General features: G+C 45.9%; 14 protein-coding genes. 3 read left to right on the top strand and 11 right to left on the bottom strand.

The window, feature by feature from the left end; all coding sequences use genetic code 11:
- Positions 1-51: 51 nt before the first annotated feature.
- The 3 genes from M9194_RS18360 to M9194_RS18350 all read right to left on the bottom strand — a co-directional run bounded on the left by M9194_RS18360 (position 52) and on the right by M9194_RS18350 (position 2701).
- On the bottom strand, positions 52-705 hold the full coding sequence (locus M9194_RS18360) for a response regulator transcription factor (protein ID WP_250614156.1): 654 nt from the start codon (positions 703-705) through the stop codon (positions 52-54).
- Between the two features lie 245 nt (positions 706-950).
- Positions 951-1871 (bottom strand): LysR family transcriptional regulator, encoded by a 921-nt coding sequence (locus tag M9194_RS18355; RefSeq protein ID WP_250614155.1) that lies wholly within the window; start codon positions 1869-1871, stop codon positions 951-953.
- Between the two features lie 347 nt (positions 1872-2218).
- On the bottom strand, positions 2219-2701 hold the full coding sequence (locus tag M9194_RS18350; protein WP_250614154.1) for an InvB/SpaK family type III secretion system chaperone: 483 nt from the start codon (positions 2699-2701) through the stop codon (positions 2219-2221).
- A gap of 408 nt (positions 2702-3109) precedes the next feature.
- Here M9194_RS18350 and M9194_RS18345 point away from each other — a divergent pair, with 408 nt between their 5' ends.
- Complete coding sequence (locus M9194_RS18345) at positions 3110-4339, top strand: hypothetical protein (RefSeq protein ID WP_250614153.1); 1230 nt, start codon at positions 3110-3112, stop codon at positions 4337-4339.
- A gap of 38 nt (positions 4340-4377) precedes the next feature.
- Here the strand turns inward: M9194_RS18345 and purU are convergent, their stop codons facing one another.
- The 8 genes from purU to M9194_RS18305 form a co-directional block, all read right to left on the bottom strand.
- Positions 4378-5244: a formyltetrahydrofolate deformylase gene (gene purU, locus M9194_RS18340; protein ID WP_250614152.1), complete on the bottom strand. Its 867-nt coding sequence runs from the start codon at positions 5242-5244 to the stop codon at positions 4378-4380.
- Positions 5245-5258: 14 nt separating this feature from the next.
- Positions 5259-5951 carry a sarcosine oxidase subunit gamma gene (locus tag M9194_RS18335; protein WP_250614151.1) on the bottom strand — a complete coding sequence of 231 codons (693 nt, stop codon included), beginning with the start codon at positions 5949-5951 and terminating at the stop codon, positions 5259-5261.
- Positions 5944-8961 (bottom strand): sarcosine oxidase subunit alpha, encoded by a 3018-nt coding sequence (locus tag M9194_RS18330; protein ID WP_250614150.1) that lies wholly within the window; start codon positions 8959-8961, stop codon positions 5944-5946. Before M9194_RS18330 ends, M9194_RS18335 begins: the two co-directional genes overlap by 8 nt.
- Positions 8958-9263: a sarcosine oxidase subunit delta gene (locus M9194_RS18325; RefSeq protein ID WP_250614148.1), complete on the bottom strand. Its 306-nt coding sequence runs from the start codon at positions 9261-9263 to the stop codon at positions 8958-8960. The genes M9194_RS18330 and M9194_RS18325 overlap by 4 nt, the downstream gene beginning before the upstream one ends.
- A gap of 15 nt (positions 9264-9278) precedes the next feature.
- Positions 9279-10532, bottom strand: a complete 1254-nt coding sequence (locus M9194_RS18320; RefSeq protein ID WP_250614147.1) for a sarcosine oxidase subunit beta family protein — start codon at positions 10530-10532, stop codon at positions 9279-9281.
- 17 nt (positions 10533-10549) lie between these two features.
- Positions 10550-11827, bottom strand: coding sequence for a serine hydroxymethyltransferase (gene glyA / locus M9194_RS18315; RefSeq protein WP_250614145.1), 1278 nt, complete (start codon positions 11825-11827; stop codon positions 10550-10552).
- Positions 11828-12022: 195 nt separating this feature from the next.
- Positions 12023-13219: a formaldehyde dehydrogenase, glutathione-independent gene (gene fdhA, locus M9194_RS18310; RefSeq protein ID WP_250614143.1), complete on the bottom strand. Its 1197-nt coding sequence runs from the start codon at positions 13217-13219 to the stop codon at positions 12023-12025.
- A gap of 237 nt (positions 13220-13456) precedes the next feature.
- Complete coding sequence (locus M9194_RS18305) at positions 13457-14587, bottom strand: FAD-binding oxidoreductase (RefSeq protein WP_250614142.1); 1131 nt, start codon at positions 14585-14587, stop codon at positions 13457-13459.
- A gap of 61 nt (positions 14588-14648) precedes the next feature.
- On the opposite strand from M9194_RS18305, the gene M9194_RS18300 reads away from it, so the two are divergent.
- Together M9194_RS18300 and M9194_RS18295 are read left to right on the top strand one after the other, a co-directional pair.
- Positions 14649-14870 carry a hypothetical protein gene (locus M9194_RS18300; protein WP_250614141.1) on the top strand — a complete coding sequence of 74 codons (222 nt, stop codon included), beginning with the start codon at positions 14649-14651 and terminating at the stop codon, positions 14868-14870.
- 71 nt (positions 14871-14941) lie between these two features.
- Entirely contained in the window at positions 14942-16213 is a 1272-nt protein-coding gene (locus tag M9194_RS18295; protein ID WP_284676642.1) for an aromatic ring-hydroxylating oxygenase subunit alpha, read from the top strand.

Here is a 16213-nt window from a genome sequence, read left to right as displayed (position 1 = left end):
CTAACAGGGCACCTGTATAAAACTGGTAACTGTTAGATCAAGTCTGAACTTCTACAGCTTAGTATTATTCTTCAACCTATATCCAATCCTCCTTAACGTTTCTATATTAAGTGATGGCAGTTTCTTTCGAATTCGCAAAATATGTGTGTCGACGGTTCTAGTGGTGGGAAAAGCCTGATAGCCCCATGTTTTATTTAGTATTTCTTCTCGGTGAAATACCCTATCCTGATTTTGAACCAACAACAATAGTAAATCGAACTCCTTAGTTGTCATTTCAATTAGTTTCCCTTGATAGCGCACCGTTCTAGCTGAGACATTAATGCTGATATCTTCATATTGGATATTACTTTCCCCTAAGGGCCTGAGTTGAGCAATTATTCTAGCTAACAACTCCATATATGAAAATGGTTTTACTATACAATCCCGAGCGCCAGCCATGAGAATCTCAATTGATTTCTCGACTTCTACCTTTGCAGTTAAAATAATGACTGGAATGGCTTTCTTAGCAAGCCAACTTGGTAAAAACTTAGCGCTATCACCTTCAGTAAGCTGCCTACCTAGTAAAACTAAATCAGCCGATATCCAGTATTTTTCGACATTACTAATGCTCTTCAGCCATGTACATCGAAAGCCTTTTTTGTTAAAAAAATCAGCCAGACCTTCGCCAGATAGTTTATCATCTTCAATTAGCAAAATATTATTCATAACCTTTCCTCTCGCCCATCAGATTATATTAATATTCATTATTTATATAACTAGGGATTTACCACTACATGTTTTGTATTCCACTCGCTGCACTTATTGTTAGCGTTTCTTGCTACCACTTTGCAGTTGAGATGTTGTAGCCTTAAACTCATAAGGTCATGTGAGCTCTTCAATCATTTTTATAACGTTAGATACAAAAAATGCCTAACCCCTAGAGATAAGGTTTTTCCATAAAAATCATTTGATTAGACGAGTTCAGAAGCGTGTATTTTTTTCAAGTTTTCGAATAGGTAGTCAACTATCACTCTCACTTTATTTTGCGAGGATTTATCTCTGGTAAATGCAATGTATATGATACTATCGGCATAGTTTGGTGTAATAGCATAGCTATCTAACACCCTTTCCAGTTTACCCTGGTTTATATAAGGATAAATAATACGGTCCATAAATAGCCCAACGCCTAAACCTTTCTCTACCAAATTAATTTGTAGCTCTACATTATTGGTTACTATTTTATTTCTAGTTATTGTTATTTCGTTAGTTATATCTTCTTTAGTGAATTTCCATTTTTTATGATACGCCTTCATTCTCAACATAATATGATTATGCTGTTCCAGATTTTTTAGGCTATCGACCAAACCATTCTCATTTATATACTTTTTCGATGCAACCAGCCAGTATCTAACATCCGCTAGCTTCTTTGCGATAAAGTTTTCATCTTTAGGCCGGCCAACTCGAATACAGATATCTGCTTCGTCATTGGTCAGGTCGACATAGTCTTCACTGGTGATTATCTTTAGATCAATATTCGGCCATTTCTCTCTAATGTCAGGAAGTAATCTACTTAGATATAAGTTTGCGTATAGGGCCGGGCAGGATATTGTGATACTGCCTTGAGATTGATTATTCGCATCCTTTATGCTCTCAAATATGTCATCAAACTGAGTCAAAGTAGGGATTATTTTTTTGTATAGCTCTTGACCCGACTCGGTTAACATGACATTTCTAGTGCTCCGAGTAAATAGAGAAGTTTCTAATTTTCCTTCTAGGGAAGCGATCTTTCTTGATACTGTAGAGTTTGCACAGCCCAATTGAGTTGCGGCTTTGGAAAAACTTAGATATTTTTCTACTGCTAGAAAGTAAGGAAGTTCATCAATGTAATTCATAATAAAGTAGCACTTGGCTTGTATCTTAAAGTTTAATATAACAAGTATATTCGGCTTTGAGCAATTTGAAGAAATACTGCTCCCTATTAAATTTTATCATTTTCGATATAACTGAAATTTCTTAATGGCCGAGGATGTCAAGCAATGGAGAGAATTTTAGTCTAGCTGTCACTAAAGTAAACTAGCCAACAAGGAATTCTATTTTTCTTATTACGCAATAGTTAGACTATGTGGTCTCAAGATGCTTTTATCGAGCCTCTATAAAATGAAGCACTTCTTCCACAAAAACGGCAAGGTACTTCGATGAAGGTCATGGCTACTTCTAAAATATTGGCTTGTATCATATATCAACGGGTTGGAGTCATGACCGGTTGATAAATTGAAGAAGATACACTATTAAAGTCACTTAGAACTTTTCCCAATTTTTTCTCTTTTAATGCGTCAATATTTACTAGCGCTTTCAATTCAAAGCCACCTTCGCACATCCCTAGAGATAGGCTACCAGTCTCAACGGAATCAAACGGTGTTGTCAGGGTAGAAAGAATTGCTCTCGCGTCAGAAAATAGTTGTTCTGTACTAAGTGGGATTACCGACCAGACGATTAATCGGTCATTAATCAATGAGATATTTATGGGTTCTCCATCTGTTAAGTCAATAGATATCGTAGAATGTGAGTCAAAGTCATTAAGCTGACTATCGGAGACACCGAGTCCAGAGAGTGCATCTCGAACAAACAGGCTAAGGTCTTGATGAATGTGTTGAGAGAAAGATAGTGGGTTATTAATCATATATAGCAGTCGCTTTTGAGTAGCAAAAAAACCATTAGACATGATTAAATTCATATTTCCATGAGGGATTACCCGGGTATATGGAATCTAACAAAGGTAAGCCTGAAACTAGAGTGTCTTTTCTTTGGGTAATACGTCAAATGGTTGAGTTAGTGGATAATCTTTCTCCTTTATATGGGTGAATTACAGCTATTTTGAAGGAAATATAGTTAGTTATAGTGCGCTTAGGTTTCTATTTAAGACAAGCATCAGCTTCTAATGATTAACACATGCGTAACATGGCTGGTAAATTTATTGGCGGGAGGGATCATTTCCTTTATCTATTATTTACATTGAAGTGGTGGGCTTTTTACCGCTTTTGTAGTTAGCCCTTATGGGTAAACCCTTATAGATCAATGAAACCTATCTTTGTTATATTACTTGTCTTATCACTATCAAGGTATAGCCATAATGACTCGAGTGTCTGCATTATCTACGGTTCAAACTTCACCTACGGATACCAATAAACTACCCTCTAAATTATCGGTAGATAGCGTTAAAAATAGTACAGCTACTATAGATAGTTTAGCTGTCGGGCGTTCTACCACAGGCAAGCGTAAAGGAACCCCCTCTCCCAGCTTAACTAAAAGGGCTCGTTTTGAGCACCAGATCAAATCGGATGAATCAACCAAAAATCGCGCCTTTGAAGTTAAGTTAGGAAAAGCTTTGGTTTTAGATGATAGAATGATTGGAACTGCAAGGAGAATTAGAGAAATGTCAGGGGTACCTATGGAATTCGCTCGATTTCCTGAACATATCAAGCATGAGATTAAGTCTATGGTTGGTAAAATAGGTGGAGCGCAAGAGTTACTAGAAGATAAAGATTCGCTTGATGCGCATGTGTTGGCCGTACACCTTAAACTAGACTCACCAGAATACAATGATCCTAAAGCACCAGATCCAAACCGTAGACAAAATCTATTTAACGAAGTTCCTGATATGTTTAATCCTATTTTTCCATGGAATAACCATGGTTTTGATGTTGGTCTGCATGAAATAGAGCTATGGGAAGACTATCCAGTTGCGACGCAGGAAAAGATAGAAGCACGTTATAGTCAGTTGTATCATGACGAAGAACCAATCAACGCAAGGAAATATATAGCGTCATTAACTCCTGAGGACAGAAAATCATTTTTATATGACACTCTTAAAATGAAGTGGAGTGAAAGTGATTTTATTGAAGATGAACAAGGTAGTGTTAGAGAACATAATAAATTATCTCCAAAATATAGACAGCACCATACGGGAAACAATTCTAATGTTGTTGTAGCAGAAAATAGGGGTGACCCTAAGGTCGGGGAATGGTTCAGTGAAGCAGTTCGCCTTAATAGACCTATAATATCAGGTCCCAGCGGTCACTCACTAAGGTTTTTAAATCATTGGGCTTCGGTAAGGAATTATATTAGATTATCTGATGGTGGCCTAAATCGTGATATACCATCTTTACATGACGCTCGGCTTCTAATGCTTGCTAATCTACTCCCCCCCAAAGATCATCATTCATATTATGAGGTGATGTCTGCAACATCCGGAATAAGTGATGGAGACACAATATTAAAATTTAGGCATCCTGAAAATTATGATGATATAAAAAGTACTCGAGCTGGATATGACGCATTTAATAAAGCTAAAGTTGGGTAGTGTTTAGGCATATGTGTAACTTCAGGGCTCAGTTGGGTTCAATGAGTAAACACCACGGTACGATTACCGCTTAAAAACACTCGTTTTTCAACATGATACTTAACGGCGTTGTATAAGGTAATCCGCTCAATGTCTTGCCCTTTAGAAATCAAATCCTCGGGATAATGGGCATGATCGACAGATTGCACGCCCTGCGTGATAATCGGCCCTTCATCAAGATCGTTATTCACATAGTGCGCGGTCGCGCCTACCATTTTTACCCCTTTCTCCCATGCTTGATGATATGGCCTTGCTCCCTTGAACCCGGGTAAAAGAGAATGGTGAATGTTAATCGCTTTTCCATCAAGCGCTTGACACATCTGTGGCGATAGCACTTGCATATAACGAGCAAGTACAACGAGATCAATATTATATTGCGAGACTAAGGCCAGTATCTGCTCTTCCTGTTCGCGTTTGGTTTCTGGTGTTATAGGTAGATGGTAATAGGGAATATCGTGCCACTCGGCCAGCGATTTTAAATCAGGGTGATTAGAGATAATAACCGGGATCTCAATGTTGAGCTGCCCGGTACGCGTTCGAAACAGCAAATCGTTAAGGCAATGGTCGAATTTGGAAACCAATATCGCCACGCGCTCTTTGTGAGCTGACGGTGACAATTGCCAGATCATGTCAAACGCTTTGGCCCGTTGGGCAAAATCATCATTGAATTGGCCTGGGGAGAATGTCGCCGTTTGTGGGGTAAATTCGATTCGTATAAAAAAATGATCAGACACCCGATCATCAAATGAATGGATTTCGTTGATGTAATTGTCGGTCTGAGCCATAAATCGAGTCACCACATCGACCGTACCAAGCTGGCTCGGACAACTGGCGGTAAATATCCAAGTATTCGAAGAAGTGCCCATCTAATGCTCCATCATTATTGTCTATCTTGGCTGTTTGTTTGATGTGATTCTATACTCACACCATATTCTTGACCAGCGGCCTCGAGCCAGCGCCAGATGTAATCGGCAAAGCTGCGTCGAATCACTAACTGCCAATGATACTCATCTATACGTCGAATCAGCGCAGAGCTTTTTGCCAAAACCGAGCCCGCCACTTTACCGATAGGAAACACTCTAGGGTGAATATCTAAAGGGGTACTTTTCTTAAGCACCTTATTCACGTCACGACCGCTGAGCTCAATAATCGTCTGGCCCCCACTCTGATTGACAATAGAAATATGGCCCGTTAACGCCGTTCGCAGTGCTAGCTCAAGGGCATAGAGTTCATCAGCCTCGGTAAGAATCAGCCATTCATCTGGGCTTAGCCAGCAAACAACCTTACCGGCTTTTTCCACTGAAGTCAGAGGCTGAGTGGGCAATGCAAGCCCTAATACCTGTGACGCCGTTTCAACAAACAACGGGTTATCACTATCCCCTCGCAACACTAAATGGCCCATCAAGGCGACCTCTTTCATGGTGAGTCCCTGCTCTTCGGTGGCCACATTGTCCGATATCGGTTTTTGATGCTGAAGAGGCGACTGTGCAGGCACCATGGCGTACTGATTGGTGACTGATACCAGATGTGGGCTCAGGGTTTCGGTTTTTTCTGGAGTGTGTACATCAGACATGTTGGCGCTCTCCTTTGGGATCTAAAAATACTGGACTGCAGATTTCGGCTTCGACAATACGCCCGTCCGCCAGTGGATAAAACACGGTTTCTCCCATTCGGTTGTGGCCACCTTTAATAAAGCCCATAGCAATACTGCGATTCAAATTCGCACTCCAGTAACTTGAGCTCACGTGACCGAGCATGTCCATCGGTACCGGTTGATCTGGGTCGTTGACGGCCTGAGCACCTTCAGGAAGAATGATTTGCGGCTCAATCGTTTTCAGCCCAACCAGTTGTTTACGCTCTTCACGCTGGTTGGCTTCAAGGGCCATCCCACGTTTGCCAATAAAACTAAACGGTTTTTTCATTCCAACACACCAACTCATGCCAAGATCATAAGGGGTCATCGAACCATCGGTGTCCTGTCCGGCAATGATGAAGCCTTTTTCAGCGCGAAGTATATGCATTGTTTCCGTGCCGTATGGCGTCAGATTGTATTTCTCGCCATGTTCAAACAACTTATCCCAAACAAAACGGGCGTAGTTTGCTGGTACGTTGATCTCAAAAGACAGCTCTCCGGTGAATGAGATACGAAAAATCCGCCCAGGTACACCAGCCACCTTAGCTTCACGCCAGTCCATAAACTTGAATTCGTCGTTAGAGAGATCGATATCAGTCAGCGCCTGTAAAAGCTTACGGCTGTTAGGCCCCCCTAGCGTCATCGTAGCCCAGTGGTCCGTCACGCTATTGAAGTACACATCAAGTTCTGGCCATTCGGTTTGATGATAAAGCTCTAGCCACTCAAGTACATGCGCAGCGCCACCTGTGGTGGTGGTCATCAGGAAGTGATGTTCACCAAGGCATGACGTTACACCGTCGTCGAACACCATTCCATCTTCGCCACACATTAAACCATAACGGCATTTACCCACGGCAAGTTTGGCCCAGGCATTGGTGTATACACGACCTATAAACTCGCGAGCATCTTTGCCCTGAATATCAATTTTTCCGAGTGTAGATGCGTCGAGTATCCCGACACTATCTCGCACCGCTTGGCACTCACGATCCAGCGCCTGCTGCATGGTTTCACCTTCACGAGGATAATACCATGGGCGTTTCCATTGGCCGACGTCTTCAAACTTTGCTCCGTGCTCAACATGCCAATTGTGCAAGGCTGTGTAACGGATTGGGTCGAACAAATCGCCACAGTGGCGACCTGCTATCGCGCCGAACGTCACCGGCGTATAGTTTGGCCGAAAAATAGTGGTACCTGTGTCTGGAATGGTCTGGCCAAGGCTCTTCGCCGCGATCGCCATGCCATTGATATTTCCCAGTTTTCCCTGATCGGTACCAAAGCCCATTGTCGTATAACGCTTTATGTGTTCAATCGACTCAAAGCCTTCCCGCGTGGCCATTTCAATCCCGGCCGCAGTGACATCATTTTGATAATCAACAAACTGCTTTGGCGCACGTGAGGTAGATTCTGTGTGGGGAATATGGAACAGTGTCATCGCTTGACTTTCTATGCGAGTGCGCGCTTTGGGACAAGTATGTGAACCAGTTTGAAAACCAAGTAGCTGCGTGACTTTTTGCCCAATTGCAAAGCCCTGTTCGAGCACCTTATCTAGAGAGTAAACGCCATTGATTGAGCCCGCTGTTAACTGGCGCTGGATGCTGTGCCCCGGCACAAAACCAATCGCTTCGTCATCCCATACAGGTCGGCTTCCTGTGTGACAGGAAAGGTGCACGGTTGGGCTCCAACCACCAGAAGTTGCAATGGTGTCACAACGCAATGTCTGCACACCGCCGGTGACTTTGTTACCCTCAGAATCAATGCTCGCTACAACCGCTCCGCTGACACGTTTTTTTCCCTGCACATCAATGACAGCTGAACCAGTCAACACGGTTATATGATGGCTGCGGGCCAGCTCGACCAGCGGACCATCGGGGTGTGAGCGAGTGTCCACAATTGCAACCACTTCACGTCCAGCCTTACACCAATCAATCGCCGTGTAATACGCATTATCGTTGGTGGTCATCAGCACCAATTTTTCGCCCGGCACAACACTGTAACGATTGATGTAGGTAGAGACGGCTGATGCAAGCATGCAGCCTGGTACATCGTTATTCGCGTGCACTAACGGGCGTTCAATCGCACCCGTGGCTAATACCACCCAACGAGCACGAACACGGTGTAGTCTTTGACGGATCTGATGGTTGTCTGCTTTATCACTGAGATGATCGGTCAGGCGTTCATGAATGGTCAAGAAGTTGTGGTCGTGATAACCATTAACGGTTGCTCGTGGCAGCATAAGTACATCCGGACACCGTGCCAATTCGTCGACCACATCTTTCACCCATTCCTGGGCTGGCCTATCGTCAATGATGTCGTTTCTTGTTAACAGTGTGCCACCAAATTCGCTTTGCTCATCAGCAATAATAACGCGAGCACCAACCCGAGCGGCGCACAATGCGCTGATCAATCCGGCAGGGCCTGCCCCGACCACAAGCAGATCACAGTGCTGATTCATGCTGTCATAAAGATCTGGATCCACCTCACGGGGCGAACGGCCAAGTCCGGCCGCTTTACGAATGTATTTTTCGTAGGTCGGCCACATGGATGGTGGTGACATAAAGGTTTTGTAATAAAATCCCGCAGGCATCACTTTAGCGCCAACTTTACCCACCAACCCCATCACATCTGTTTCCACACTAGGCCAGCCGTTGGTCGAAGCACAGACCAAACCATCGAACAACTCTTGCTGTGTAGCACGTACATTGGGGACTTGTGTCGCCTCCGTCGCCCCAACTTGCAAAATGGCATTTGGCTCTTCTGCTCCTGCGGCAACGATGCCGCGGGGGCGGCTGTATTTGAAACTGCGACCCACAATATTCACTCCGTTAGCTAACAGAGCAGATGCCAGCGTATCACCTTTATACCCCTGATATTGTTGGCCATTATACGTGAAGCTGAGTGGTGTGGATGGGTCCACTCGCCCGCCTGTCGGCACTCGATTTTTCTGTGTCATAGTTCCGATCCTAACGTGCTTTTCTCTGGGTTTAGTGGCTGCGTGCCTATCTTATAAACCTGTTTAATTTCATAGGTCGCGGTGTCGCGCGTGACGTTGAAAAACTTGCGACAACCTGCCGTGTGCACCCAAATTTCATGATGCAGACCACGTGGATTGGCGCGAAAATAGAGGTATTCTCCCCACTCTTTATCGCTGCACTGATCCGGGTCTAGCGGACGAGCAATATGGGCCTGGCCTTTGACGTGAAACTCTTCTTCTTCTCTCATTTCGTGGCAGTGTGGACAATATATATGAAACATCGTGCTCTCCCTTGCTTAATGCGCGACACCAGCTGCGCCGTGCTCGTCAACCAAAGCACCATCGTGAAAACGAAACATCGAGAAGGCTTTGACCAAATCGTGCTCCTCGCCTTTGGCCAGCGTAGCGGCAAAAACATTACCCGAACCAGGGGTGGCTTTAAAACCGCCGGTTCCCCATCCACAATTAAAAAATAGGTTTTCGATCGGCGTTTTTGAGATGATAGGGCTGGCATCACGTGTGGTATCGACAATGCCCCCCCATTGGCGGTTCATGCGTACCCGGCTGAAAATCGGAAACAGCTCAATTATCGCCTGCAGCGTATGTTCAATGGTCTGGTAAGAGCCTCGCTGACCGTATCCGTTGTAACCATCGATACCCGCTCCAATCACTAAATCACCTTTATCTGACTGGCTGATATAACCATGGACGTGGTTTGACATCACCACGGTATCAAGGATGGGCTTGATCGGCTCAGAGACTAGAGCTTGCAACGGGTGAGATTCCAACGGAAGCTCAAACCCCGCCATTTTGGCTAATACGCCAGAGTTGCCTGCCGTCACACAGCCTACGCGGTCCGCTTTTATGACGCCATGGCGATTGGTGTTTACACCGACAATGGCCCCGTCTTCGATAACCATATCAATGACTTCGCACTGCTGAATCAGATCCACACCATAACTATCTGCGCCACGTGCAAACCCCCAAGCCACGGCGTCGTGGCGCGCTACTCCTGCTCGTGGTTGCCACGATGCCCCCATCACTGGATAACGTCGATCCTGAGAGCAATCCATATACGGCACCAATTCCTGCACTTGTTTGGCATCAAGTACTTCACCATCAATACCATTTAAACGATTGGCATTGACCCGCCGTTCAATATCACGCATGTCCTGTAAGGTATGGCCCAGGTTCAGCACACCGCGCTGAGAAAACATGACGTTGTAGTTGAGATCTCGCGATAACCCCTCCCACAATTTCATCGAATGCTCGTAAAGAAGGGCCGCGTCATCCCACAGATAATTGGAGCGTACAATGGTGGTATTACGAGCGGTATTACCCCCGCCCAAATAGCCTTTTTCAATCACGGCAACATTGTTAATACCATGTTCTTTTGCAAGATAGTACGCCGTCGCAAGCCCATGACCTCCGCCACCAATGATGATCACATCATAGTTTTTCTTTGGCTTTGGACTGCGCCACACTCTCTGCCAGTTTTCATGGTATGCCAGGCTGTGTTTGAGTAATCCAAACCCTGAATAACGCTCCATATCACCACTCCCACACTCTATTTATCAAGACTTTGATACACAGGAAATGCCGAGCACAAAGCCAGCACCTGTGATTTAACTTCTTTCACCTTTTGCTCTAGTTGTGGCTCATTATCAAGAACATCCAGAATGTCTGCGATCCAACTGGCCAGCTTGGTGCACTCTTGCTCTTTAAAGCCACGGGTAGTGATAACCGGCGAGCCAATGCGTAACCCTGAGGTGACAAAAGGGGATTGCGGATCGTTGGGCACGGCATTTTTATTGACGGTAATGTTCGCCAGGCCAAGGGCTGCGTCTGCCGCTTTGCCAGTTAAGCCCTGTTTAATAAGGCTGAGCAAGAACAAATGATTGTCGGTCCCTCCTGAGACAATATCGTAGCCACGCGCATTTAACACTTCTGCCATCACTTGCGCGTTGATCACAACTTGTTGCTGATAGGCTTTAAACTCAGGTTGCAGGGCTTCTTGAAAAGCAACCGCTTTAGCCGCAATCACATGCATGAGTGGTCCGCCCTGACCACCAGGGAAAACCGCTGAGTTGAGTTTTTTCTCAAGCTCCTGGTTAGCCTGAGCTAAAATCAGTCCTCCACGTGGGCCACGGAGCGTCTTATGAGTAGTCGATGTCACCACATCTGCCCAGGGTACTGGGTTGGGGTACAGGCCTGCTGCAACCAAACCCGCGACATGGGCCATATCAACAAATAAATACGCGTCGACTTGATCGGCAATATCTCGAAAGCGCGCCCAATCTGCTTTACGCGAGTAGGCTGAAAAGCCGGCGACAATCATCTTAGGTCGGTGTTCTTTAGCCAAACGCTCAACCTGGTCGTAATCGATTTCTCCAGTTTCAGGGTTCAAGCCGTATTGAATCGCATTGTAGATTTTTCCAGAGAAACTCACTTTTGCGCCGTGAGTGAGGTGACCACCGTGATCCAAGCTCATGCCCAAAATGGTGTCACCCGGCTGACATAATGCCATAAAAACGGCGGCATTGGCTTGAGAGCCTGAGTGGGGCTGCACGTTCGCATAGTCGGCACAAAACAATTGGCATGCTCGCTCTATTGCGAGTTGCTCTACCTGATCGACGTACTCACAACCGCCGTAATAGCGTTTAGCCGGATACCCTTCTGCATATTTGTTAGTCAGTACTGAGCCTTGCGCTTGCATAACTCTCGGGCTGGTATAGTTTTCAGATGCGATCAGCTCTATATGCTCTTCTTGGCGTTTGGCTTCTCGCTGCATGGCTGACCACAGAGCCTCATCAAAATCGGCTATGACATCGTGTTTCGTAAACATGGTATTTCTCCAAGCTGACCGGTAAATTCAGGCGTTGCTGCCCTGAGCTCAGTCAATGTTATCGACGGATAGTCTTGGGCATCTGCTTCTGCCCGTCTTACTTATATCGATTTGCGACATAACAGTGACGTTGACTCGAAGCCAAAACGGATGTGGCTCCACCGTCTATGGTGGAGCCAAGTAAAGATAACTTGCTCAGATAAACTCTCCGTGTGGATCAATGACAAATTTCTTTGCCGCTCCGCCATCAAAGTCAGCATAGCCTTGTGGCGCGTTATCCAGACTGATCATTTGGACATTCACCGCTTGGGCAATTTTGACTTTATCAAACAAAATGGCCTGCATCAGTCCACGATGGTATTTCATTACCGGACACTGACCGGTGTGAAATGAGTGAGATTTTGCCCAGCCGAGACCAAAACGCAGACTTAATGATCCCTTCCTCGCCGCCGCATCTTCCGCTCCTGGATCATCCGTGACATACAAGCCCGGTATGCCGATCGAGCCACCTGCACGGGTCATCTCCATTGCGGAATTGAGCACCACATCTGGCGCCTCGTGAGTGTGGCCGCAGCCACAACTGTGCGCCTCAAATCCCACGCAATCAACAAAGCAGTCCACTTCCCGTTCATTGAGGATGACCTCTAACTTATCTTGCATACTGCCCTCGACACGCAGATCAATGGTTTCACAACCAAAGCGACGAGCTTGCTCTAGGCGGTCTGAATTCATATCTCCGACAATGACACACGCTGCACCAAGTAATTGAGCTGAGACCGCAGCGGCAAGGCCAACCGGGCCAGCCCCAGCAATATAAACGGTAGAGCCCGGTCCGACCCCCGCAGTTATACAGCCATGAAAGCCAGTCGGAAAAATATCTGACAGTAGGGTTAAATCCTGAATCTTTTCTTTAGCCTGATCAGGATCTGGGAATTTGAGCAGGTTAAAATCGGCGTAAGGCACCATCACATATTCAGATTGGCCTCCGACCCAACCTCCCATGTCAACGTAACCATAAGCTGCACCTGGTCTGGATGGATTTACGTTTAAGCAGATCCCTGTCATGCCAGATTTGCAGTTTCGACAACGACCACAAGCGATATTAAATGGCACCGAGACAATATCGCCGACGTCGACATATTCCACATCCCGGCCTTTTTCAAGAATAATACCGGTGATTTCGTGGCCCAATATTAGTCCTTCTTGCGCGGTAGTGCGTCCTCTAACCATATGCTGGTCGCTGCCGCAGATATTGGTGGTCAGAACTTTTAAAATGACACCATGCTCGCACTTACGGCTTCCCAGTGCCAATTCTGGAAAAGGGATCGCTTCTACGGCAACTTTTCCTTCACCTTTGTAAACCACGCCGTGGTTAGATTGTTGGTAAGACATCGAAGTCTCCTTGTCGGATATTATCGTTGTAGGGTATATGTGACGCGAGTTAGCCGATCCTCAAACAGCCCAGAACGCTCGATGCGCCGGCCTTATGAGATGGTGTGCTAAAAGAGCAATCACAATGAAGAACCAAATTGAGCCAATATGTATCAGGGTGGAAGCCGTTCGCCGCGCCTGCAGATTGCAAAGCCATATCCAAAAAACTGACGAGAGTCCAATCTCGTACCTGCGCTGTCAGTAATCCACTATCACGTTGCCAGTTGGAATACTGCAGCAAGATAGAATGTACCCATCGTCCACATCTTCATCCGTAATGCCGCCGTTATGCTGCATCTCGACACTGCCATGGGTCTTTTTCACTTTACAGGTACCGCAAATGCCCATCCCACACGCTTTAGGAATAGTTAGCCCCACTTTTGCCGCAGCCGCATGAACGGTTTCTCCCGGCGCAATTTGCACCGATTTATCACTGTGAGTAAAACACACTTCAATCAACTCACTGGGCAAAATGGCGTCTGCTTCTTCAGCCGCTACTTCGGCATCTTGTACAACCTGATCTTCAACCTCTTGCGGTGTTGGGCCAAATGATTCTTGATGATATCGATCCATATCAAAGCCAGACTGCTTAAGCAGTCGGCGAACCGCGCTCATGTAGGGAGTCGGGCCGCAACAAAAAATTTCTCGCTGCATGAAGTCTGGGGCGATGATACTCAGTTTGTCAGCATCCAAAAAGCCTCGGTAACCAGACCAATTTTGGCCAGATTCGAGCTGTTCGCAGATAAGATGTAGGTGAAAATTAGCAATGCGGGACGACATCAATTCCAACTCTCGATGGAAAATAATGTCCCTAGGTGTACGAGCACTGTGTACAAACAACACGTCCACATCGCTGTTGGTATCGTATACCCAGCGCGCCATCGAGATAAGCGGCGTAATTCCTACGCCACCGGAAAGCAGCAATACTTTCTCGGCCGGAAAATCAATACTGTTGAAGTCGCCTACTGGACCATGTACCGCCAGTTCAGTGCCTTCATCCATATGGTCGTGAATCCAGTTAGACACAAAACCGCCTGGCACTCGTTTCACGGTAATTGAAAAGCTATAAGGCACGGAAGGCGAGCTAGATATGGTGTAAGAGCGAAATATTTGCTGACCATCGATTTCAAGCTCTAATGTAACAAACTGACCTGGCTTGAAGAAAAACATGATGGGTTGTTCGGCCATAAAACAGAAGGTTTTTGTATCCCAAGTTTCCTGAATGGCTTTCACACATCGTACGATGTGGCGTCCGTTGCTCCAGGTTTGTGTTGCGACGGGCGTAAAAGCGCTACTGCTGGTAGCGATGGCATTATTCGTGTCAGTCATAGTCTGTCATTTCTGCAACGGTTTCATAGTCATAGCCAACCACGTTGTTGATGGGGTACTCATGGCTACCTTACTTAGCTATATCTACCCACTCGGGGTATCTGTATTGTTCTGCCATCCGATATTTAATAGTTATCCCTGTGCGACATCGGGTTATCCAAAACAGTCATTGCTCGACATTGTTTATCACTTGTCTCAAACAGCATCATTTCATGTCGCGAACAGACTCTCAGAGCAGGTGGCAATCATGCAAGATACACTCAGCAACAGGCTCATTTCCTGAGGTACTGGGCAGGAAGAGTCATTGATAAATAAGCCCAGACCGAAATGACAACTAAAAGGAAGACGGCAGAAATGACACAAAATGATTTACTCAATATCACTTATGCAAACCTGGACCTAGCTCGCAGTGAAATGACGAAGATATTGGTCGACCGCCAACCAGGCTATTCGCTGCCTCGACCACTTTATACTGACCCCTACTTGTTTCGCATCGACGTGGAAGAGATCTTTCAAAAAGAGTGGCTATTCGTTGGTATGACGAGCGAGATCCCATCCAAAGGTGACTATTTCACCGTTGAAATTGCCCAGAATCCAGTATTGATTGTGCGCGATGCTGATGGCTCCGTGAATGCGTTCCATAACACCTGTCGTCACCGAGGCTCACGCATTTGCCTTGAAGCACGAGGCAAGGTGGCCAATCTAGTTTGCCCTTATCATCAGTGGACCTACAATACCAAAGGTAACCTGCTCTACGCAGGAACAGAAATGGGAGAAGGATTTAACCTTTCTGAGCACCGACTTCATGATGTGCATTGTAAAACGGCAGGCGGGTTCATTTTCATCTGTTTAGGTGATACGCCGCCTGATTCCGATTTCGATGAATTTCTCAGCACACTGGATGAGTACATGGCGCCGTATGATGTGGAAAAAACCAAACTGGCTGCCGAGTCGACCATGCACGAAAAAGCCAACTGGAAACTGGTGATTGAAAATAACCGAGAATGCTATCACTGTGCAGGAAGCCACCCTGAACTGCTCAATACGTTGTTGGAGTGGGACGATACCACTGATCCTCGTGCTTCGGCAGAATTTCTTGCCTACTGCAAACGCATGGCCGCCGAATGGGAGGCAGAAGCCATACCGCACGCGCACAAAAACTTTGGCCAGCGTAATCGTCTGGTGCGCATGCCGTTAAAAGAAGGGACTCAAGTCATGACCATTGATGGTAGTCAGGGCTGCTCAAAATTACTTGGTCGCATCAAGAACCGTCAGCTTGGCTCTTTACGAATTCTGCACTTACCCAACTCTTGGAACCATATGCAAAGCGATCATTTCATTGTCTTTCGCGTCTTGCCAATTTCGGCGCAAGAATCACTGGTGACGACAAAATGGTTTGTGCATAAAGACGCGGTAGAAGGTGTTGACTACGATCCTGATCGTCTGCGCCAGGTTTGGGACGCCACCAATGACCAAGACCGAATCCTTGGTGAAGAAAACCAGCGAGGGATAAATTCACTCAGCTACCAACCAGGCCCGTATTCGAAAACGTACGAATATGCGGTGCTTGATTTTCTTAACTGGTACTCAGATCGGGTGCTAGATAACCTCAATACTTCTAGCTAA

The organism is Vibrio sinus (assembly GCF_023634645.1).
GTDB lineage: Bacteria > Pseudomonadota > Gammaproteobacteria > Enterobacterales > Vibrionaceae > Vibrio > Vibrio sinus.
Note: the sequence above shows the minus strand (reverse complement) of the source record. Positions and strands in the feature narration are given on the sequence as shown.

Bases quoted from the DNA above. Each gene is read 5' to 3' on its own strand.
- M9194_RS18320 (WP_250614147.1), bottom strand. From the start codon at position 10,532: ATGGAGCGTTATTCAGGGTTTGGATTACTCAAACACAGCCTGGCATAC.
- M9194_RS18360 (WP_250614156.1), bottom strand. From the start codon at position 705: ATGAATAATATTTTGCTAATTGAAGATGATAAACTATCTGGCGAAGGT.
- M9194_RS18300 (WP_250614141.1), top strand. From the start codon at position 14,649: ATGGCTACCTTACTTAGCTATATCTACCCACTCGGGGTATCTGTATTG.
- M9194_RS18355 (WP_250614155.1), bottom strand. From the start codon at position 1,871: ATGAATTACATTGATGAACTTCCTTACTTTCTAGCAGTAGAAAAATAT.
- M9194_RS18305 (WP_250614142.1), bottom strand. From the start codon at position 14,587: ATGACTGACACGAATAATGCCATCGCTACCAGCAGTAGCGCTTTTACG.
- M9194_RS18325 (WP_250614148.1), bottom strand. From the start codon at position 9,263: ATGTTTCATATATATTGTCCACACTGCCACGAAATGAGAGAAGAAGAA.
- M9194_RS18350 (WP_250614154.1), bottom strand. From the start codon at position 2,701: ATGTCTAATGGTTTTTTTGCTACTCAAAAGCGACTGCTATATATGATT.
- glyA (WP_250614145.1), bottom strand. From the start codon at position 11,827: ATGTTTACGAAACACGATGTCATAGCCGATTTTGATGAGGCTCTGTGG.
- M9194_RS18345 (WP_250614153.1), top strand. From the start codon at position 3,110: ATGACTCGAGTGTCTGCATTATCTACGGTTCAAACTTCACCTACGGAT.
- fdhA (WP_250614143.1), bottom strand. From the start codon at position 13,219: ATGTCTTACCAACAATCTAACCACGGCGTGGTTTACAAAGGTGAAGGA.
- purU (WP_250614152.1), bottom strand. From the start codon at position 5,244: ATGGGCACTTCTTCGAATACTTGGATATTTACCGCCAGTTGTCCGAGC.
- M9194_RS18330 (WP_250614150.1), bottom strand. From the start codon at position 8,961: ATGACACAGAAAAATCGAGTGCCGACAGGCGGGCGAGTGGACCCATCC.
- M9194_RS18295 (WP_284676642.1), top strand. From the start codon at position 14,942: ATGACACAAAATGATTTACTCAATATCACTTATGCAAACCTGGACCTA.
- M9194_RS18335 (WP_250614151.1), bottom strand. From the start codon at position 5,951: ATGTCTGATGTACACACTCCAGAAAAAACCGAAACCCTGAGCCCACAT.